The sequence below is a fragment of the Methylocystis sp. H62 genome (assembly GCF_015709515.1).
Classification (GTDB): Bacteria; Pseudomonadota; Alphaproteobacteria; order Rhizobiales; family Beijerinckiaceae; genus Methylocystis.
The window spans coordinates 51,324-71,431 of record NZ_JADNQZ010000055.1 but is presented as its reverse complement, the minus strand read 5'-3'; the positions used below and the strand labels follow the sequence as shown (position 1 = coordinate 71,431).

The window sequence follows — 20,108 nt, the reverse complement described above, 5'->3', positions numbered from 1 at the left end:
CATGGCCTTTGCGCGCCAGCCGCATATATTAGCTCAGTCCGAGTTTGTTATATTGCCCCGCCGGAGCCGATGGCAGCCCATACCGCAGATCCAGAAGCCCTGATACGCGCGCTTCCGCTCTGGCGCGGGCCGATCGAGATCGCGCCGTTGCTCGGCGGCATCACCAACAAGAATTATATCGTCAAGGATGGCGATCGATCCGTCGTCGTTCGCCTTGGCGGCGACATTCCGGTTCATGGCGTCATGCGCTTTAACGAATTGGCGGCGAGCAGGGCCGCGGGCGCCGCCGGCATATCCCCGAAAGTTCTGTATGCCGCGCCGATGGCGATGGCGCTCGAATATATTTCCGGCCGCACCTATGAGCCCGAGGACATGCGGGCGAACCGCAGACGCTGCGTCGATCTCATCAAGCGCGTTCATCGTGAGGTTGCGCTGCATTTGCGCGGGCCGACCCTGGCGTTCAACGTCTTCCATATCATTCGCGACTACGCCCATACGCTGATCGAGGACGAAAGCCGGATGGCGGCGAAATTGCCGCGCCTGCTCGCCGCGAGCGAGAGTTTGGAAAAGGCGACGGGCCCGATCGACCTCGTCTTCGGTCATAATGATCTCCTTGCCGCCAATTTCATCGACGACGGGCGGCGTCTCTGGCTCGTCGATTGGGACTATGCGGGATGGAATACGCCGCTGTTCGATCTTGGCGGACTCTCGTCGAACAATGGCTTTGACGCCGCGGACGACGACGCGATGCTCAAGGACTATTTCGAGGCGGCGCCGACCGATGCGTTGCGGCGCCGCTTCAAGGCGATGCTTTGCGCCTCGCTGTTGCGCGAAGCGTTGTGGAGCCTTGTCTCGGAGAGTCGGTCGTCGATTGATTTCGATTACGTCGCTTACTCGGAACAAAATCTGACGCGTTTCGAAGACGCCTGGGCGGCGTTTCAGCAAATGGAAAGAGCATGACGGATCTCCCGGGAAGCGCTCAAGTCGTCGTGATCGGCGGCGGCATCGTCGGCTGCTCCGTGGCCTATCACCTCGCCAAGCGCGGCGTGGAGACGCTGCTCATCGAACGCCATCAGCTGACGTCGGGTTCGACCTGGCATGCCGCGGGACTGATCGGTCAATTGCGGACCAACGCCAATATCACCAAGCTCCTCGGCTATTCGGTGGAGCTTTATGACCGGCTCGAGAAAGAGACGGGCTATGCGACCGGTTGGCGACGCAATGGCGGGTTGCGACTCGCCTGCAACGCCGACCGATGGATCGAAGTGAAACGACAGGCGACATCGGCGCGGAGCTTCGGCCTTGAGATGCAGCTTCTGAGCGCCAAGGAGGCGCAGGCGCTCTGGCCGCTGATGAATGTCGATGACGTCGTCGGCGCGGCTTTCCTGCCGACCGACGGACAAGCGAATCCATCGGACATCACCCAGGCGCTCGCGAAAGGCGCGCGGCTTGCCGGCGCAAAGCTTGTCGAGAGCGTCGCCGTCACGGACTTCATCATCGAGAACGATCGTGTGCGCGGCGTCGTCACGAATCGCGGCGCCATCGCCTGCGAGAAGCTCGTGCTCTGCGCAGGCCTCTGGACTCAGCCGCTCGCGGCGCGCGCCGGCGTCGCCGTGCCGCTCTCGGCGGTGCATCACCAATATCTCGTGACCGAGAAGATCAACGGCGTGACGAGCGATCTGCCGACTCTACGCGATCCGGATCGGCTCACCTATTACAAGGAGGAGGTCGGCGGACTCGTCATGGGCGGCTATGAGCCCAATCCCGTGCCCTGGTCATCGGGCGCCGTGCCAGAGGATTTCGCCTTTCGACTTCTCGAAGACGATTGGGATCATTTCGAGCCGATCATGGATCTCGCGCTCGGCCGCGTGCCGGCGCTCGCCGAGGCCGGCGTCAAGCAGATGATCAACGGCCTCGAAAGCTTCACGCCCGACGGCAATTGGATGATCGGCGAAGCGCCGGAGGTGCGCAATTTCTTCGTCGGCGCCGGCTTTAACGCTTTCGGCATCGCGTCGGCGGGCGGCGCCGGCATGGCGCTGGCGGAATGGGCGGCGGACGGCGAACAGCCGTTCGATCTCTGGCCGGTCGACATCCGCCGCTTCGGCGCGCCGCACAGGGACCCGTCCTGGGTGCGGGTGCGGACGCTCGAAGCCTATGCGCGCCACTACAGCATCGCCTGGCCCTTCGAAGAATTTACGTCGGGCCGGCCGCTGCGGCGCTCGCCGCTCTATGACCGCCTCAAGGCGAAGGGTGCGTGCTTCGGCGAAAAAATGGGCTTCGAGCGGCCCAATTGGTTCGCGGATGCGAGCGTGGGCGAAGCGCCGCTGGATCGCTATTCGTTCGGCGCGCCCGGCTGGTTCGATTCGGTCGGACGAGAGCATCGCGCATGCCGGGAGGCGGCGGCGCTTTTCGATCAGACAAGCTTCGCCAAGGCGCTGATTGTCGGCAAAGACGCCGAAGCGGCGCTGTCCTGGATCGCCGCCAACAATGTCGCCAAGCCGCCGGGCGCCGTCACCTATACGCAGTTGTTGAACCGCAAGGGCGGGATCGAATGCGATCTGACGATCTCGCGATTGGCGAAGGACCGCTTCTATGTCGTGACGGGGACGGCCTTCGGCACGCATGACTTCGACTGGATCAGGCGATCGATTCCAGAGGGCATGGACGCGCGCGTGATCGACGTCACCTCGGCGAATTCGGTGCTCGCGTTGATGGGTCCGCGCGCGCGAGAGATTCTGCAATCATGCTGCGACGATGATCTTTCGAATGTCGCCTTTCCTTTCATGAGCGCCCGCGAAATTCGCCTGGCCGGCGCGCCAGTGCTGGCGATCCGCGTCACTTATGTGGGCGAACTCGGCTGGGAGCTTCACATCCCTGTCGATTTCGCCGTCTCTGTTTATGACGCGCTGGTTGTCGCGGGCGCGCCCTTCGGCCTCGTCGACGCGGGCTATCGAGCGATCGAATCTCTGCGTCTGGAGAAGGGCTACCGCGCGTGGGGCGCGGATATCGGTCCGGATCACACGCCGCCGATGGCGGGACTCGGCTGGGCCGTCAAGATGAAGTCCGGCGCGCCTTTTCAGGGAAGAGACGCGCTCGTTCAAGCTGCGGGCTTGCCCTTGCCGCGACTTCTCGCCGGCTTCGTTGTCGACGATCCTGAGATCGTGCTGCTCGGGCGCGAAACGATCTATCGTAACGGCGTCCGCGTCGGATGGCTGTCAAGCGGCGGCTACGGCTATTCGATCGGCAAGGCGATCGGCTATGGCTATGTCCGCAACTCGGACGGAGTCGATCCGACTTTTGTGCTCTCTGGCGAATATCAACTTGAAATCGCCGGCGAGCGCCGGCCGGCGACCGTCTCTCTTTCGCCGTTCTACGATCCCAAAGGCGAACGCATACGCGCTTAGCCGCTGCGCCTACGCTTCAAGTGAATGGCCGACGTCGGCGGCGCCACGGAGATTGCGCGGCGCATGAAACTTTACGATCGCCTCCTCGACGGCGTCGAGCGCAAGATCGAGGTCGTCTTGAGAAATGACGAAGGGCGGCGCCAAGCGCACGACCGTGTGATGCGTCGCGGTCGTCAGCACGCCTTTGGCGAGCAGGCTTTCGCAGATTTCTCGCGCGCTCGCGTAACGCGGGTCGATGTCGACGCCGGCCCAGAGGCCGCGCCCGCGAACTTCACTGATCGCCGGGGCGCGCATCGCGTGCAGCCGTTGCAGCATTCTCGCGCCAAGCGCCTGGCTGCGTTCGACCAGCCGTTCGTCACGAATGACATGCAGCGCTTCTAGTCCAACGGCGGCGGCGAGAGCGTTGCCGCCGAAGGTCGATCCGTGCGAGCCCGGCGTGAAAACATCCATCACTTCGCTTTTCGCCACGAAGGCGGAAACGGGCAGAACGCCGCCGCCGAGCGCCTTTCCCAGCGTCACGCCGTCGGGAAGGACATTCTCATGCTCAAACGCGAACCAGGCGCCGCTGCGCCCCAAACCCGATTGGATTTCGTCCAGCAGCAGCAAAACGCCGCGTTCGTCGCACAGTCGGCGTAGCCCCGCGAGCCAGCCGTCCGGCGGCACGATGACGCCCGCCTCGCCCTGGATCGGCTCCACGAGAATAGCGGCGGTCCGCGGAGTGATGGCGGCTTCGAAGGCCGCGAGATCGCCAAACGGGGCGGCGCGAAAGCCCGGCATGAAGGGGCCAAACCCGTCTTGATATTCGCGCTCCGAGGAGAAGCTGATGATCGTTGTGGTTCGGCCGTGGAAATTGCCTGCGGCGACGATAATCTCGGGGTCGGCGACGCCCTTGACGCGATTGGCCCAGCGGCGCGCCGCTTTGATCGCCGTCTCAACCGCCTCTGCGCCGGTGTTCATCGGCAGCGCGACGTCAAGTCCTGTCAGAGTGCAGAGCTCCTCGAGAAACGGCGCGAGCCGATCATTGTAAAAGGCGCGGGAAGGCACCGCGAGCCGCTGCGCCTGCTCAGCGAGCTTTGCAAGGATTCGGGGATGCGCGTGACCGAGGCTGACAGCCGAATAGGCGCTCATCATGTCGATGTAACGCCGGCCTTCGACATCCCACAGATAAGCGCCCTGTCCCCGCGTGAGCACGACGGGCAGCGGGTCGTAGTTTCTGGCGACGTGCGGGTTACTGAACGCCGAGTTGTCCATATCCGAGAGCTTTTGGCGCGCATTCGCATTTGATAAATGCGTGCGAACGATCATGTACTGACTACATTACATGGGCACATGCGGGGCGCGGCGCCAGCCGCGCATAGCCGCGAACATCGGGAGTTGAAATGGAGGCGCGCGCTTTGGATCCTGGCCTCGCCGGGGAAGCTGCGGCCCTCCTGCGCACGCTCGGGGTCCAATCACAGACGTTTGAGCGCGGCTCGGTGACGATCCGCTCGCCGATTACTGGCGAGATCATCGCGCGCGTCGAGAGCGTGGATTCGGCGCAGGCGCATCAGGCCATCGCCCGCGCGGCGAATGCGTTTTGCGTCTGGCGCAACGTCCCGGCGCCCCGCCGGGGCGAGTTCGTGCGCCTGCTCGGCGAGGAGCTGAGGGCGGCCAAGACCGAGTTGGCGCAGCTTGTCACGATCGAAGCGGGCAAGATCACCTCGGAGGGCCTCGGCGAAGTCCAGGAGATGATCGACATCTGCGACTTCGCCGTCGGGCTCTCGCGTCAGCTCCATGGCTTGACGATCGCCACGGAGCGCCCAGGCCACCGGATGATGGAGACCTGGCGCCCGCTCGGCGTCGTCGGCGTGATCACCAGCTTCAACTTCCCGGTCGCCGTATGGGCCTGGAACGCGGCGCTTGCGCTGGTCTGCGGAAATACGCTGGTTTGGAAGCCCTCTGAAAAGACGCCGCTTGTGGCGCTCGCGACTCACGCGCTGTTCGAGCGCGCCGCGGCGCGTTTCGGCGAGGCGCCGGACGGGCTTTCAACCCTGCTTGTCGGCGGGCGCGAGATCGGTGAAATGCTTGTCGACGACGCGCGGATTCAACTTGTTTCAGCGACCGGTTCGACGGCGATGGGGCGCGCCATCGCGCCGCGCCTCGCGGGCCGTTTCGCGAAGTCTATTCTGGAGCTTGGCGGCAACAACGCCGCCGTCGTTTGCGCTTCTGCGCCGCTTAATCTCGCCGTTCGCGCGATCGCCTTCGCGGCCATGGGCACGGCGGGCCAGCGCTGCACGACGCTGCGGCGGCTGATCGTTCATGAAGACGTCTATGACGAGCTTCTCGGTCGCTTGCGACGCGCCTACGCCTCAGTTGCGGTCGGCGATCCCCGAGACGGCGCCGCGCTTGTCGGCCCGCTCATCGATCAGAACGCCTATGCGGCGATGCGCGCCGCGCTCGACGAAGCGCGCGCAGCAGGGGGCGTCATCCTCGGCGGAGAACGCGTGCTGACGGAGACATTCCCGGACGCGTTCTACGTGCGCCCGGCGCTCGTAGAAATGCCGGGGCAGACGGACGTCGTGCGGCGGGAGACATTCGCGCCCATCCTTTATGTAATGAAGTTCCGCAGCCTCGATGAAGCGATCGCGCTCAATAACGATGTCGCACATGGCCTTGCGTCATCGATCTTCACCGCGCGTCTGGACGAAGCCGAGCGCTTCATGGCCGCCGACGGATCGGATTGCGGCATCGTCAATGTGAACATCGGACCTTCCGGCGCCGAAATCGGCGGAGCCTTCGGCGGCGAGAAGGACACGGGCGGCGGCCGCGAAGCGGGGTCGGACTGCTGGAAGTTCTATATGCGCCGCGCCACCAACACGATTAACTATTCAGGCGAACTGCCGCTGGCGCAGGGCGTCAAATTCGATCTTGACGTTTAGCGCGTGACGCTACGCTCATGATTTCGGCCGCTGTTAGATTAAATACGCGATGGTAGCGAAGGTCACAAAATGAATGACGCTTCCGCTGACTCAATTCGGACGATGTTCGCGTCGGCGGTCTCGGACATGTACCAGGCCGAAGCGCCGCAGTATCGCGCGATGAAGGCGCTCGTCGCCGAGGTAAACCGCCACACGCTCGCCGAAAAGCCGCAACTCAAGCGGCACCTGGCGGAAAACAACGAACTCGAGCGACTCGACGTTGAGCGCCATGGCGCAATTCGCGTCGGAACCGCCGAGGAACTGTCGATGCTGCGCCGGCTCTTTGCGATCATGGGAATGGCGCCCGTCGGCTATTACGATCTGTCAATCGCCGGAATTCCAGTGCATTCGACGGCATTCCGGCCGATTGGCGAGAGCGCATTGCGGACTATTCCCTTTCGCATTTTTACTTCTCTTCTCAGGCTGGATCTCATCGCCGATCCGCAGGCGCGCGAGATCGCCGCCAAGGTTCTGGCGCAGCGCGACATTTTTACGCCGCGCTGCCGAGCCCTGCTCGATCTCTTCGAAAGAAGCGGGTTCGACGACGTAGAGCCGCGCGAATTTGTCCTGGAAGCCGCGAAGATCTTTCGCTGGAACGGGCAGGCGACGGTCTCATCGGCGGTGTACCGGACGCTGCATGCCACGCATCCGCTCCTCGCCGACATCGTCTGTTTCAAAGGACCGCACATCAACCATCTCACCTTGCATGCGCTCGATATCGACGCCGCGCACAGCGCCATGGCGGCGCGCGGCATGAATCCGAAAGCGATTGTCGAGGGCCCGCCGCGTCGCCGCTGCCCGATCCTGTTGCGCCAGACGAGTTTCAAGGCGCGCCCCGAGCCTGTGGAATTCATCGAGGAAGGCGGCCGGCGCGTGACCGGCGCGCATGCCGCGCGTTTTGGCGAGATCGAGCAGAGAGGCGCGGCGCTGACAGCCAAGGGGCGCGCGCTTTACGACAGGCTTCTCGCTGAAGCTCAGGTTGCGGTTCCGCTCGCGATAGACGGCGCCAATGCGCTCGCCTTTAACGAGGAGCTGGCGCGGCGCTTCGCGGCGTTTCCCGATGATGACGAGACGCTGCGGCGCGAAAGGCTCGCCTTCTTCCATTATTCGGCCGATCCAAGCGCTAGGGCAACGGATCCGATTTCTCCAGGCTCATTAAATGATCTTCTGCAGACCGGCGCTCTGCGCGCCGAACCGATTGTTTACGAGGATTTCCTGCCGGTCAGCGCGGCAGGGATCTTTCGCTCGAATCTTGGGGAGCGGGGTGAAGAGGAATTGATCGAGCGCGCCGACCGACGCGCCTTCGAGGCCGCGCTCGGCGCGCCGGTTTTCAACGAACTCGCGCTCTACGAGGAAGCGGAGACGCGCTCCTTAGGCGCCAGCCTGCAGGCGCTTGGCGTCGATCGCGCCGCTTGGCTGCAACCGCCGAAAACGGGCGCCGCGCCTATTGGCGCGGCGGAAAGCAGCCATAACTGAGGAGTAGGGCGCTCGACGCATGGGCGAAGGCGCCGCGGTATCGGAAGGCGCATGCGACGCATCCTGGTTACGGGCGCCCTCGGCCAGATCGGCGCCGAACTGACGCCGGCGCTGCGAAAGCGATATGGCGCGGCGCGCGTGGTCGCCTCAGACCTCGCAGAGGCGCGGCCAGCTGACGATCATTATGAACGCCTCGACTGCACACAGGCGGAAGCGGTCGCCGATCTGATGCGCCGGCGCGACATCGACGTCGTCTACCACCTCGCAGCGCTGCTCTCGGCGATCGCTGAGGATAGGCCGCAAGACGCCTGGAGCGTCAATATGAGCGGCCTCTACAATGTGCTGGAGGCCGCGCGCCGCTTCGGCTGCCAGGTGTTTTTCCCAAGCTCGATTGCGGCGTTTGGCCCTTCGACGCCCCGCCGCGGCACGCCGCAGATCACCGTTCAGCGGCCAACGACCATTTACGGCGTCACCAAGGTCGCGGGCGAATTGCTCTGCGACTATTACGCAACCCGCTTTGGCGTCGACGCGCGCGGATTGCGCCTGCCGGGTCTCGTGTCTTCCGCGGCGCCGCCGGGCGGCGGCACGACCGACTACGCCGTCGAAATGTTTCGCGCGGCTGTTCGGCACAAGCGCTATTCCTGCTTCCTCGACGCAGAGACCCGGCTCGACATGATGTATATGCCGGACGCGACGCGCGCGATCATGGAGCTCATGGAGGCTGATCCCGAGCGCCTGCGGTTTCGCAATGCGTATAACGTCACCGGCATGAGCGTCACGCCGCGCGAAATCGCCACGGAAATTCGCAAACACGCGCCCTCCTTCGCCGAAGACTACCGCATCGACCCGCTACGCCAAGCGATCGCCGACTCCTGGCCGCAGGCGCTCGACGCCAGTGCGGCGCGGGAAGATTGGGGCTTTGCGCCGCGCTTAGATCTCGCCGCCATGACGCGGGATATGCTCGCGCGTCTTGGCGCGGCGACAGATCCATTTGACGATCCCAATTCTGACGAGGTCCCCAATGCCAATGCAGGGTTTGGCTAAGGCGCTCGCCGCGCAGCTCGGCGAACTTTCGCGGGCAGGGCTGCTCAAGGGCGCGGAAAGCGTGCTCTGTGGCGTCATTGCGCCGCGTGACGGCCACGGTCCGCGCTTTCTCATCGAAGGCGAAGGCGACAAGCCGTTCCTGCGCATGAACGCCAACAATTATCTCGGCATGTCGCTGCGCGAAGAGGTGATTGACGCCGAAGATGCGGCGGCGACGAACTATGGCGCCGGGCCCGGCGCGGTGCGCTTCATCAGCGGCACCTGGTCGCCTCATGTCGCCTTGGAGCGCCGGCTCGCCGCCTTTCATTCGCGGCCGTCGGCGATCCTCTTTTCGTCGGCCTATGCGGCGATCATGGGCCTCATTCCGCAGCTCGTCAGCAAGAAGACCGCCGTCATCAGCGACGAACTAAATCACAATTGCATCATCAACGCGATCTCACTTGCGGCGCCTGCGGAGAAGCGGATCTACGAACATCTCGATATGGGCGAACTCGAGCGATGTCTCGACGAGACCGCGAAATCATGCACCCGCGCCGTCATCGTGACGGACGGGGTATTCAGCATGCGCGGCGATCACGCGCCGCTCGATCGCATCATGACGCTGGCGCGCAGCCGCGATAACGCCTTCGTGGAGGGGGCGATCGTCGTCGTCGACGATTCACATGGCGTCGGCGCGCTCGGGACGACTGGGCGCGGCGCGGAGGAATATACGCGGTCAGCGCCGGTCGACATTCTGGTGGCGACGCTCGGCAAGGCCTTCGGCGTCAACGGCGGCTATGTCGTCGGCGACGAAATTCTCATCCGCTACCTGCGCGAGCGCTCGCCCTTCTACGTCTACTCTAACCCCATCACGCCCGCGGAAGCCGCCGCCGCACATAAGGCGATCGACTTGCTGGATAGTACGAAGGGCCTGTCGTTGCTCGAGCATCTGCGCGCCATGACCGCACGCTTCAAGGCGGGGCTTGTCAGGCTTGGCTTCGAGACGCTGCCCGGTGAGCATCCGGTCGCGCCGCTCGTGACCCGTGACAGCGCCCGCACCGTCGCGCTTGTCGAGCATCTGCGGCGGCGAGGCATACTGGTTACGGGGCTGACCTATCCGGTCGTGCCGCGGGGCGACGAGGAGATCCGCTTTCAGATCAGCGCGGATCACACGGCCGCCGACATCGACGCGGCGTTGGCGGCGCTGGCCGAGATGGCCAATGCGAATGTTCCGCTGGCGCGGGCGAAGCAGCATTAGCGCGCTATTTACAGTGGCGGCGCCGCTGATCATTCGAGCGCGGCGACCGCCGAGGAAGCATCCATGGACAGCGCGCGTTACCATAAGGCGAGCATCGGAAACCGCTTGCTTCAGCCGGAAACGCTCATGCTGGGCTACGGCTACGATCCGACGCTGTCGGAAGGCGCGGTTAAGCCTCCGGTATTTCTGACGTCGACCTTCGTGTTTCGAACGGCCGAAGAGGGGCGCGACTTCTTCGACTATATGGCCGGCCGTCGCGCCCCGCCGGAAGGCGAAGAATCCGGACTCGTCTATTCACGGTTCAACCATCCCAATCTCGAGATCGTCGAGGACCGCCTGGCGATCTACGAGCACGCCGAATGCGGTCTCGTCTTTTCCTCCGGCATGTCGGCGATCGTCACCACGATTCTCGCCTTCGCGCGCCCAGGAGAAACGATCCTGCGCAGCCGTCCGCTCTATGGCGGCACGGAAGTTCTCATCGACAAGACTCTGGCGCCGTTCGGACTGACCGGCGTCGGCTTTACCGACGGGCTCGACGAAGACGATATCCGCGCCGCAGCCGCGCGCGCGATGGACGTCGGACGCATCGCGATGATCTTCATCGAGACGCCGTCCAATCCGATGAACAGCCTGGTTGATATCGCGCTGGTGCGACGTATCGCCGAAGATGTCGCGGAAAGGCAGGACTCGAGGCCGGTCATTTGCTGCGACAACACGCTGCTCGGTCCGGTTTTCCAGTCGCCGCTCCGGCACGGCGCCGATCTGTCGCTCTATTCGCTGACGAAATATGTCGGCGGGCACAGTGATCTCATCGGCGGCGCGGTCGTCGGATCCTGCGCGCATCTGAAGACCATTCGCACGATGCGCAGCGCCATCGGCACGCAGCTCGACGCGCATTCCTGCTGGATGCTTGGCCGCTCGCTCGAGACATTGTCTTTGCGCATGAACCGGGCGGCGGAGAACGCGGCGATCGTCGCGGAGTTTCTCGCCGGTCATCCCAAGGTCGCCCGCGTTCACTACCCGCCGCTGCTGCCGGCTGATCATCCCGAGCGCTTGTTGATGGCGCGCCAGTCGAGCTCCGCCGGCTCCACCTTTTCCTTTGAGGTCGTGGGCGGACAAGCCGAAGCCTTCGCCTTCCTCAACCGGCTGCAGATCTTCAAGCTCGCCGTCAGCCTCGGCGGCACCGAATCGTTGATTTGTCATCCGACGACCACCGTGCATTCGGGGCTCACCGAAGAGGCCCGCCGGGAGATCGGCATTACGCCTTCGCTCATTCGCGCTTCGATCGGCATTGAACATCCGGACGACCTTATCGCCGATCTGGCGCAGGCCTTCGCGTAACGCGAAGTTAACCGTCGCGGTCGGCTTAGCGGAGACTGGGCGCTAGGGCCTGTTAATCGCTTGCCGCAGACATATCTATTTCCAAGAGACTTTCGTGGTCATCATCGAGCTGAGACTGGACAATGAGAATAGCGAAGGAAGTGCGAGACGACCGAACCGTTCTGAGCATCCAGGAGGATCGCATCGATGCGCACAACTCCGGCGAGCTCAAGGACTTGGTGCTCAAGACGCTCGAAGGCGGCGCCAAAAACGTCGTCATCGACTTGGCGAGAGTTCAATTCATTGACAGCTCAGGGCTGGGGGCGCTGCTCTCCGGCTACAAGAATGCGAGTTTGCGCACGAGCGGGTTCGCTTTGGCGGGTCTGCAGCCGCGTGTCAGGTCGATGTTCGAACTGACGCGACTGCACCGCGTTTTCGACATCTACCCAAGCTTGCAGTTGGCGCTGAGCGCGTGAGTCCGCGGAATGGGGTGGGCGGTGATCGAGATGTGCGAGACATTCGTCAATCTGGACATCGTCGTTCCCAGTCAAACGCGATATCTGCGCCTCGTTGGCGCGATCGCCGAGCAGCTTGCGAAGGAGCTGGACGTTCAGGAGGACACGCGCGACACCCTCGCTTTTCACCTCAATCTTGCGCTGACCGAGGCCGTCGCCAACGCCATTCAGTATAGCTCCGCGGCAAATTCGACCGACTCCGTTCGGATCTGCTTTTCGGTGGAGGACGCCTATCTTTCCGTCCGCGTTTACGATCATGGAGGGGGCTTCGACCTTGCCGCTCTGCCGACGCCCGCGTTCGATGAACTGCGTGAACGTGGCCGCGGCATATTCTTCATTCGCTCTGTGATGGACTCTGTTCAATATCGCAAGACGGATTCGGGCAATGTTCTCGAAATGCGCAAGAAGATCGCCTAGCTGATGGTTGCTCGTGCTTCGCTCTCCGGACCCATTGACGTCTGAAGCGCCCCGCGTCGCGGACTGGGATTCCGTGGTGCGGGATTTCCTCCGCCGCGCCGGTCGCGGTTCTCGACAGAATCTTTCCGGGGAGTCGCTTGACGCACTGCCCAAAGCCTATCGCTTTCTCGTCCCGGCGCGGCGCGCCGCGCGTGATCTCGCGCTGATTGCAGCCCACCAAAGCGAGAACGAGATCGTCGAATTGCGCCGGCTGCGCGGCTCCGGAACCGATGTCGCCCGATATGAGGTTCGGCTGATCGGCGCCAAAGACCATGCGCTCGATGAATTACTGCCGATGCTGCAGAACCTCGGACTGCGCGCCGTCGATCAAATTCAGTTCGCACTCAATCTCAGCATCGGGCCGCGGTTCATTCGAAGTTTCATCGTCGAGCCCTCCATGCGCGGCGACGCGAGCGTCGCACGATCGCACCGTCGATTGTTGGCGGCGCTCAAAGCCGTGCTTTCAGCCGAGGTTGAGAGCGACGCCTTGAACGGCCTGGTCTTAGTCACGGAGCTTGACTGGCGGCAGATCGATCTCTTTCGCGCCTATAGCAACTACTATCAGCAGCTGGGTCTGCGGATCGAGCGCACGCGCATCTATCGCGCGCTTTTGCACAGTCCGGCGGTCGCCCAACTCCTCTATCGTTATTTCCAAGCGCGGTTCGAGCCGGATCACGGGGGACGCGACTCCTTTGAGATCGAGTTGGAGTTGCTCACGCCGATCAGGGCTCAGCTTGTCGACGTATTGGACAAGGTCGCTGACGGTGGCGACGATCGCATTCTTCGCGATCTCTTCAATCTCATCGACGCGACGGTGCGCACCAACTTCTATTTTTGCGGCGATTGGGCGCGCAAGTTCATCTCTCTAAAGATCAGCAGCCTCGGCGTTTTCAATATGCCGTCGCCAAAGCCAATGGCGGAGATCTACGTTCATTCCACTTCAATGGAAGGCGTGCATTTGCGGGGCGCCAAAGTCGCGCGCGGCGGCATCCGCTGGTCGGACCGGCCCGAGGACTTTCGAGGCGAAGTCCTGGCTCTGATGCAGACTCAGATGATCAAGAACGCCCTCATCGTGCCGCAGGGTGCCAAGGGCGGCTTTGTTCTGAAGCTTCCCTTTGAAGACGCGACGGAGCGCCAGCGCCTCGGGAGGGAGGCATATTCGCAATTCCTGCGCGGCCTTCTCGATCTCACCGACAATCTGAAGGATTCGCAGATTGTCAGGCCGCCGGCGCTTGTCGCCTATGACGGTCCCGATCCTTATCTCGTCGTCGCGGCCGACAAGGGCACCGCCTTCTGGGCCGATGTCGCGAATGAGATTTCGCACGCCTATGGCTTCTGGCTCGGCGACGCCTTCGCGAGCGGCGGCGCGCATGGCTATCATCATAAGCGACTGGGCATTACTGCGCGTGGCGCCTGGGTCTGTGTAAGACGGCACTTCCATGAGCTCGGTCGCAACGTCGATGCGGAGCCGATTACGGTCGTCGGAGTCGGCTCGATGGATGGCGACGTCTTCGGCAATGGCATGCTGCACACGCCGAACATTCGCCTGCTTGGCGCGTTCGACGGTCAGTGCATCTTCCTCGACCCCAAGCCGGATCCGCTCATTTCCTTCGCCGAGCGTCGTCGTCTGTTCCCACTGCCGCAGTCGACGTGGCGCGATTATAACCCGGCGCTGCTCTCGCAAGGCGGAGGCGTCTATCGGCGCGACGCCAAGGATATCCCGCTAAGCCCGGAAGTGCGCGCGTGGCTTGGCGTGCGGCATAGCGCCATTGATGGCGAAGCGCTGGTCCGCTGGCTCTTGATCGCGCCCGTGGATCTGTTGTGGATGGGCGGCGTCGGCACTTATGTCAAGGCGAGCTCGGAGACGAATGAGAGCGTCGGCGATCGCGTCAACGACGGCGCGCGCGTCGATGCGCTGCAGCTTCGCGCCAAGGTCGTCGGCGAAGGCGCCAACCTCGCCTTTACGCAGCGGGGGCGCATTGAATACGCCCTGAGAGGCGGCCGGATTAATACCGACGCGGTCGACAATTCGGCCGGCGTTGATCTCTCCGATCACGAAGTCAATTTGAAGACTCTGCTGCACACGTGGCCGGACCAAAACACGCCAGACGTCGGAGATCCCAATCGCTTGCTCGAATCCCTCACCGAGGAGGTTTGCGCGTCCGTATTGCAGGACAACGACCGACAGAGTCTTTGCCTATCGCTGGACCGCGCGCGGTGCCGCATCAATCTCGATCCATTCATGGACCTCGCGGAGCAGCTTGAAAACGCCGGCTACATCAATCCTGTGGCCGAGGCCTTCCCGACACGAAAGGATGTCTCGGCGCGCGAGACGAAAGAGCTGACGCGACCGGAGCTCGCCGTGCTGATGGCCGGTTCGAAGCTGGCGCTGAAGCAGAGGCTGCTGGAAGACGAGGCGTTTCTGCAGGGTTCCTGGTCATATGAATTTCTGGCGAGCTATTTCCCAGAATATCTGCGGACTCATTTTTCGGAGCGGATCAGGAGTCATTCACTCGCGCGGGAAATCGCCGTCACGATGATCTGCAACAAGGTCGTCGATCAGGCGGGAGTTTGCTTCCTGTTGCTGGGCGAGGGGCTGGTCCCAACTCTGCTGAGCTATGCCGTCAAGCTCTATCTTTCCTTCGATCGAATCTTCGAGGGAGATCGATGGCGCGCCAGCTTTCGCGAAAGCCGCGAACTGGACGCCGCGCGCCAGTATGGGCTCATTCTCCAGCTTGAGGACGCTTTGGCGTATATGTGCCACTGGGCCATGCGACGAGGGCATCGACTGAGTCCCGACCACGAAGACATCGAGCGTTGGCGTTCCGATCTGCGCGCCTATCGTGAACGCGCGGGCATGAGCGAAGCGCAGGGCGATCAATCTGTGGCGGCGCCCTATTTCGATCGGCTGCGGAATTTTCCTTTCCTTGTCGCGCTCACCCGCGAATCGGGAGAGGACATGCGGGTCGCCGGCGGATATTTCGATAAGGCCGCCAATCTGTTTGGATTGCAAAAGCTGACCGCCCTTCTCGCGGACGTGAAGCCAAGAGACCTCTGGGAGCAGCAGTTGCAGGCCGCGCTCGACGCGCGAATGCGGGATGCGTCCGCGCGCATTGCGTCCATGCAGTTGCTGAGCGGAATCGCCGACGCGCGGACTTTGTTTCGGAACGTCGGCCTGGAGTTCCGTCTCGCCGGGCTCGAGCGGCTGGCGTTCAAACTCGAGGCTTCGCTCTTTACGACGCTGACGCCCTTCGCAGCTTTCGTCGCCGAGCTGAACGCCCTGGTCGACGCATGCGACGCCGCGTATCGCAGCCGCTCGGCGGAGGGCGTGGAGAGGGCGCGAAAGCCCAGGCGCGCATCCTCCGAAGCAGGAGCTTCGTAGCGCATGGAAACGGTCGCGGCCGATCGCGCTATTCTCGACGCTTTCGATGAGGCTCTCTGCATCCTCGAATCGTCGGGCGCCCTGCGATTGATGAACCAAGCCGCCGAACGTCTTACGGGCTATCGCGAAGGGGAGCTTCGCGGCCAGCCGTTCTTTCCGCGGGTTCTCGCGCCACACGCCGATGATTGCGAGTCCCCGTCGTCGTCGCCGAGCGCCCGCCGGCGGCTGTCTCTGCGCATTCGGCGCAAGGATGGAGCAACGCTTGACGTTCGCTGCGAGATCGACCCGCTTTCCGGCAATGGCGATGGCGGATCGTTGCTCAAACTGCGTTCTATCGACGAGCCGAGTGAGGCGGATGCGCTCGACGAGACGACGAAAAAGCTCGAAACCATCTTCGGCGGCATGGTCGACGGTCTCGTCGTGATCAACGAGGCCGGCGACATATTGCTCTTCAGCAGAGGCGCGGAGAAGCTGTTCGGCTACCGCGCCGAGGAAGCCCTCGGAAGGAACGTCAAGCTGCTGATGCCGTCGCCCTATCGCGAGGCGCATGACGGCTATCTCTCCGCCTATAGAGAAACCGGCGTCAAGAAGATCATCGGCGTCGGCCGCGAGGTCGTCGGTCGGCGCAAAAACGGCACGACCTTCCCGATGTATCTCTCGATCGGCGAAATCCGGCTTGACGGCACGCGCTACTTCGTCGGCGTCACCCATGATCTGACTCGGCTGAAACGCGCCGAAGACCGGCTGGTGACGCTCTCCGCCGCCGTCGAACAAAGTCCGATCGCGGTGATGATCACCAATAAGGATGGCGAAATTGAATATGTGAATAGCCGCTTCGCCAGCCTGACCGGCTATCCCCCGCATGAGCTCATCGGCCGGAACCCGCGGATGCTTCAATCGAAACGGACCGAGGGCGATCAATATCGGCGGCTTTGGGAGAGCATTCGCGCCGGCGTTGAATGGCGCGGTCAGATCCAGGATAAAAGAAAGGACGGCAAGCTTTATTGGGCCTCCGAAATCATCACGCCGCTGCGCGATGCGAACGGCGAGATCACCCATTACCTCGCCATTCAGCAGGATATCACCGAACAGAAGCGCGACAAGGAGGCGCTATTCGAGAGCGAACAGCGTTTCCGGCAGATCGCCGACATGGCCGGCGATTGGCTGTGGGAGCAGGACCCGGACGGCCGCTACACCTATAGCAGCAGCGCCGTCGAGGACGTGCTCGGCATGACGCCCGACGAGGTTCTCGGCAAGACCTATGTCGATCTCTTCGCCAAGGAGAGCGCAGAAGACCCCGTTCTCAAGTCTTCCCCGAGCCCGATCGCGCTGCGCCGGGCTTTCCATCGCGTCGTCAACCACTACCGGCATAAGAACGACGGCGACGTCTTCACCGAGTCGACCGGCGCGCCGATCTTCGACGAAGGCGGCCGACTGGTAAAATGGCGCGGCGTCGACCACGACATCACCTCGCGCAAGACGTTCGAAGACGCGCTGCGCGTGCGCAATCGCGCCATCGAATCCGTCCCGATCGGCATCGCGGTCTGGGACGCGCAGGCGCCCCGCGTTCCGAACATCTACGTCAATCCGGCGCTGAGCCGGATCACCGGCTTCACCCGCGAAGAGCTGCTCGGGCACAGCCTGCATCTGTTGCGCGGGCCGGAGACCGACCCTGCGGCGCTTGAGGAAATCCGCAACGCGATCGTGCATCGCACAAGCTGCCAGGTGGTGGTGAAATTCTACCGCAAAGATGGCAGCTCCTTCTGGGACGAACTCTCGATCTCGCCGGTCGCCAATGAGGCGGGGCGCATCACCCATTTCGTCAGCGTTCACGCCGATATTTCCGACCGGCGGCGCGTCGAAGAGAATCGCCACGAACTCGAAATCGCCAAGCAGATCCAGCTGTCGCTGCTGCCGAATGCGCCGCTGCGCACGCCGCATATGGAGATCGCCGGAATCTGTGTGCCGGCGACCCATGTCGGCGGCGATTATTTCGACTATTTCGAAAATTCCGGCGTCATCGACATCGTCATCGCCGACGTTTCCGGCCATAGCGTCGGCGCCGCGCTGATCATGACCGAAGTGCGCAGCACGCTGCGCGCCGAAACGCGAAAGGCGACGAACGCCTTGAGCGGGCCGGCGGAGCTGTTGCACGACCTCAATGAGCTCCTGCACGAGGACCTGACCGCCGCGGACCTCTTCATCACCATGTTCTATTGCCGCTTCCTGCCGCAGACGCGCACGCTGCAATACGCCAACGCCGGCCAAAATCCGCCGTTGCTGCTGCGCGCCGAGGGCGCCGTGTGCGTGCAGCTCGACGCCGACGGCCTGGTGATCGGCGTCATGCGCGCGGTCGAATTCAAGGAGGGGAGCCTCGCACTCGCCGCGGGCGACAAGCTGCTGTTCTACACCGATGGAATCACCGAGGCGCAAAACCGCCAGGGCGACTTCTTTGGACTCGAGCGCCTGTCCGCCGCTTTCATGCAGCATCGCCGCCTTTCGCCGCGCGACCTCATCAAGGCGGTGCTCGCCGACGTGCGCGCCTTCCGCGGCGAGGCGCCGGCGTCGGACGACGTCGCCATGGTGGTGGCGCAGGTGTGCTGACGTCGAACGATGGACTCAAGGATCGACGGTCAGCATTTTCCCGGCTTTATTCGCGGCGATCCACCTGTTCAGTTCAGTGACGTGACTAAGCTCTTCGGCGACAAACTCCTTGGCGAGGATCTTGATCTCGGGGTCGGATGTCGTGTCGAGAACGTGCTGGTAATATTTGAGGCCCGCGGTCTCGGCGTCGAGCGCAATCTCAAGAGCCTGTTCGCGTCCAATAAACGGATCGGCGGCCCAGATCGCCGCCGTCTCGGGGCTCTCCAGTCCGGGCCAGACGAACTCGTCCGGCTTCATTTTTGGCAATTCGCGAAAGCCGCCGCGGGCCTGCGCCTCGGCCAGATGCAGTCTGGAATAATCCGCCAATCGACGAAACAGTTTGCCGACTTCGCGATTGCCGCCTGACTCCATGGCGTCCGCCAATTGCCCGTAGCGGGTCGCCGCCTCGAATTCGAGGTGAATTGCATAAGCGAGAAATTCCTCGACCGATTCCATGTCTCCCCCTCGCTCGCTGAGCTCAGATTTGTCAGCGAGCGGCGGCCAAAAAAGGCCGCCCCCGCCTCAAGCCGGTTATCAGGCTCCTCGCTCAAGCGTTGGCGCTTGACGGGTTCTTTATCGTCCATTCTTCGCGCGTGATCCAGGCTTCGAGAATTTTGACATGCTCGGCCTCTTCCTTGACGAATTCCTTGGCCATCGCTTCGATCTCCGGCGATTTGGTTTTGGCGGCGACGGCCCGATAGAACTCATAGCCTCGGCGTTCGCCCTGCAGGGCGGCCTTCAAGCCGTCGAGCCGCGACAGCGTCGGATCGGCGGCCCAAATTTCGGTGCGTTCCGGGGTCGCATGATTTGGCCACACGTAATCGGGCGGAATGACCGCCGACAGATCGATCGATCCCGCGCGCTTTTTAGCCTCGGCGAGATGCAGGCGTGAGAAGCCGGCGAGTTGCCGAAACAATTTGGCGACTTCCGCGTTGCCGCAGCTTTCCATCATGCCCGCGAGTTCGTCGAAATGGATCGCCGCGTCCTCTTCGACCTTCACGGCGTATCCGACAAATTCCTCCACCGTGGCGATCTCGATGCCGCCCGTGAAGCGTTTCGCGGCATGGGTGATATGGGCGCCTTGCGCGGGCAGCGTTTGATCGCCTTCGAATTTGACGAGGATGTCTTCGTTACGCACGAAACATTGGCACGCCAGGCGATAGCGCGGCGGCATGTCGTTGACTTCGGCGGCGTCGATCTCGGCTTTGGTGATCTTGCCGAGCTGGCGCAACATCTCCTTTTCCTTCTCGGTCAGCGCGATTCCATATTTGGGGTTGCGGCTGAGGTGCGTGACCTCGACGAGGCAGGAGCCGCATTCGCCGTCCTGACAGTCGAAGGGAATGGGGATTTTATGGGCCTTGGCCACCGCCAGGATCGTGCCGCGGTCTCCGGCGATCGCATAGACAGTAATGTCGCGCGCAAGTACGGGTGAGGAGAATGTCACATTAGCCACTGTTTTTGCTCCTTTTGTCTGAACTCAGACATGATTCGTCGTTTAAGGGGCAATCCGGACCAGAATGTAAGCTCACCGGAGGTATTCTAAGCGGCAGCCGAGCCCGTTATCTTGCCAGAGACTTTGCAAAGCAGAAATCTCGCCACGCAATACGACGCGCTGTAGGACGCATTGTCGCACGGGTGCGGTATTACTGATGCGAAGGCGGCGACGCTGACGTG

Annotated in this window: 14 protein-coding genes; 11 read left to right on the top strand and 3 right to left on the bottom strand. The window is 62.9% G+C overall.

Annotated features, from left to right (window positions below; all coding sequences use genetic code 11):
* Positions 1-69: 69 nt before the first annotated feature.
* On the top strand, positions 70-960 hold the full coding sequence (locus IYY11_RS13275; RefSeq protein WP_196404286.1) for a choline kinase family protein: 891 nt from the start codon (positions 70-72) through the stop codon (positions 958-960).
* Positions 957-3,404 (top strand): FAD-dependent oxidoreductase, encoded by a 2,448-nt coding sequence (locus IYY11_RS13270; RefSeq protein WP_196404285.1) that lies wholly within the window; start codon positions 957-959, stop codon positions 3,402-3,404. The genes IYY11_RS13275 and IYY11_RS13270 overlap by 4 nt, the downstream gene beginning before the upstream one ends.
* A gap of 9 nt (positions 3,405-3,413) precedes the next feature.
* On the opposite strand, the gene rocD is transcribed toward IYY11_RS13270, so the two are convergent.
* Entirely contained in the window at positions 3,414-4,655 is a 1,242-nt protein-coding gene (gene rocD, locus IYY11_RS13265) for an ornithine--oxo-acid transaminase (protein WP_196404284.1), read from the bottom strand.
* 128 nt (positions 4,656-4,783) lie between these two features.
* On the opposite strand from rocD, the gene IYY11_RS13260 reads away from it, so the two are divergent.
* The 9 genes from IYY11_RS13260 to IYY11_RS13220 all read left to right on the top strand — a co-directional run bounded on the left by IYY11_RS13260 (position 4,784) and on the right by IYY11_RS13220 (position 18,395).
* Positions 4,784-6,322 carry an aldehyde dehydrogenase family protein gene (locus IYY11_RS13260; protein ID WP_196404283.1) on the top strand — a complete coding sequence of 513 codons (1,539 nt, stop codon included), beginning with the start codon at positions 4,784-4,786 and terminating at the stop codon, positions 6,320-6,322.
* 69 nt (positions 6,323-6,391) lie between these two features.
* Positions 6,392-7,837, top strand: a complete 1,446-nt coding sequence (locus tag IYY11_RS13255; protein ID WP_196404282.1) for a VOC family protein — start codon at positions 6,392-6,394, stop codon at positions 7,835-7,837.
* A 51-nt stretch (positions 7,838-7,888) separates the two neighbouring features.
* Entirely contained in the window at positions 7,889-8,881 is a 993-nt protein-coding gene (locus IYY11_RS13250) for an NAD-dependent epimerase/dehydratase family protein (protein ID WP_196404281.1), read from the top strand.
* Positions 8,859-10,118 carry an aminotransferase class I/II-fold pyridoxal phosphate-dependent enzyme gene (locus IYY11_RS13245; RefSeq protein ID WP_246719949.1) on the top strand — a complete coding sequence of 420 codons (1,260 nt, stop codon included), beginning with the start codon at positions 8,859-8,861 and terminating at the stop codon, positions 10,116-10,118. Before IYY11_RS13250 ends, IYY11_RS13245 begins: the two co-directional genes overlap by 23 nt.
* Before the next feature lie 63 nt (positions 10,119-10,181).
* Positions 10,182-11,459, top strand: a complete 1,278-nt coding sequence (locus IYY11_RS13240; protein WP_196404280.1) for a cystathionine gamma-synthase family protein — start codon at positions 10,182-10,184, stop codon at positions 11,457-11,459.
* A gap of 122 nt (positions 11,460-11,581) precedes the next feature.
* Positions 11,582-11,914: an STAS domain-containing protein gene (locus tag IYY11_RS13235; protein ID WP_196404279.1), complete on the top strand. Its 333-nt coding sequence runs from the start codon at positions 11,582-11,584 to the stop codon at positions 11,912-11,914.
* Between the two features lie 9 nt (positions 11,915-11,923).
* Complete coding sequence (locus IYY11_RS13230) at positions 11,924-12,370, top strand: ATP-binding protein (RefSeq protein WP_246719947.1); 447 nt, start codon at positions 11,924-11,926, stop codon at positions 12,368-12,370.
* 76 nt (positions 12,371-12,446) lie between these two features.
* Positions 12,447-15,791 (top strand): NAD-glutamate dehydrogenase domain-containing protein, encoded by a 3,345-nt coding sequence (locus IYY11_RS13225; RefSeq protein WP_409455257.1) that lies wholly within the window; start codon positions 12,447-12,449, stop codon positions 15,789-15,791.
* 3 nt (positions 15,792-15,794) lie between these two features.
* Positions 15,795-18,395: a PAS domain S-box protein gene (locus IYY11_RS13220; protein ID WP_196404277.1), complete on the top strand. Its 2,601-nt coding sequence runs from the start codon at positions 15,795-15,797 to the stop codon at positions 18,393-18,395.
* Between the two features lie 15 nt (positions 18,396-18,410).
* Here IYY11_RS13220 and IYY11_RS13215 read toward each other — a convergent pair whose 3' ends face one another.
* Both IYY11_RS13215 and IYY11_RS13210 read right to left on the bottom strand, forming a co-directional pair.
* The gene (locus tag IYY11_RS13215; protein WP_196404276.1) at positions 18,411-18,890 is read right to left on the bottom strand and encodes a ferritin family protein; all 480 of its coding nucleotides are present in this window, start codon (positions 18,888-18,890) and stop codon (positions 18,411-18,413) included.
* A gap of 91 nt (positions 18,891-18,981) precedes the next feature.
* Complete coding sequence (locus IYY11_RS13210; protein ID WP_196404275.1) at positions 18,982-19,887, bottom strand: ferritin family protein; 906 nt, start codon at positions 19,885-19,887, stop codon at positions 18,982-18,984.
* Positions 19,888-20,108 lie beyond the last annotated feature (221 nt).

Bases quoted from the DNA above. Each gene is read 5' to 3' on its own strand.
- IYY11_RS13250 (WP_196404281.1), top strand. From the start codon at position 7,889: ATGCGACGCATCCTGGTTACGGGCGCCCTCGGCCAGATCGGCGCCGAA.
- IYY11_RS13245 (WP_246719949.1), top strand. From the start codon at position 8,859: ATGCCAATGCAGGGTTTGGCTAAGGCGCTCGCCGCGCAGCTCGGCGAA.
- IYY11_RS13260 (WP_196404283.1), top strand. From the start codon at position 4,784: ATGGAGGCGCGCGCTTTGGATCCTGGCCTCGCCGGGGAAGCTGCGGCC.
- IYY11_RS13220 (WP_196404277.1), top strand. From the start codon at position 15,795: ATGGAAACGGTCGCGGCCGATCGCGCTATTCTCGACGCTTTCGATGAG.
- IYY11_RS13230 (WP_246719947.1), top strand. From the start codon at position 11,924: ATGGGGTGGGCGGTGATCGAGATGTGCGAGACATTCGTCAATCTGGAC.
- IYY11_RS13240 (WP_196404280.1), top strand. From the start codon at position 10,182: ATGGACAGCGCGCGTTACCATAAGGCGAGCATCGGAAACCGCTTGCTT.
- IYY11_RS13215 (WP_196404276.1), bottom strand. From the start codon at position 18,890: ATGGAATCGGTCGAGGAATTTCTCGCTTATGCAATTCACCTCGAATTC.
- IYY11_RS13275 (WP_196404286.1), top strand. From the start codon at position 70: ATGGCAGCCCATACCGCAGATCCAGAAGCCCTGATACGCGCGCTTCCG.
- IYY11_RS13235 (WP_196404279.1), top strand. From the start codon at position 11,582: ATGAGAATAGCGAAGGAAGTGCGAGACGACCGAACCGTTCTGAGCATC.
- IYY11_RS13270 (WP_196404285.1), top strand. From the start codon at position 957: ATGACGGATCTCCCGGGAAGCGCTCAAGTCGTCGTGATCGGCGGCGGC.
- IYY11_RS13255 (WP_196404282.1), top strand. From the start codon at position 6,392: ATGAATGACGCTTCCGCTGACTCAATTCGGACGATGTTCGCGTCGGCG.
- rocD (WP_196404284.1), bottom strand. From the start codon at position 4,655: ATGGACAACTCGGCGTTCAGTAACCCGCACGTCGCCAGAAACTACGAC.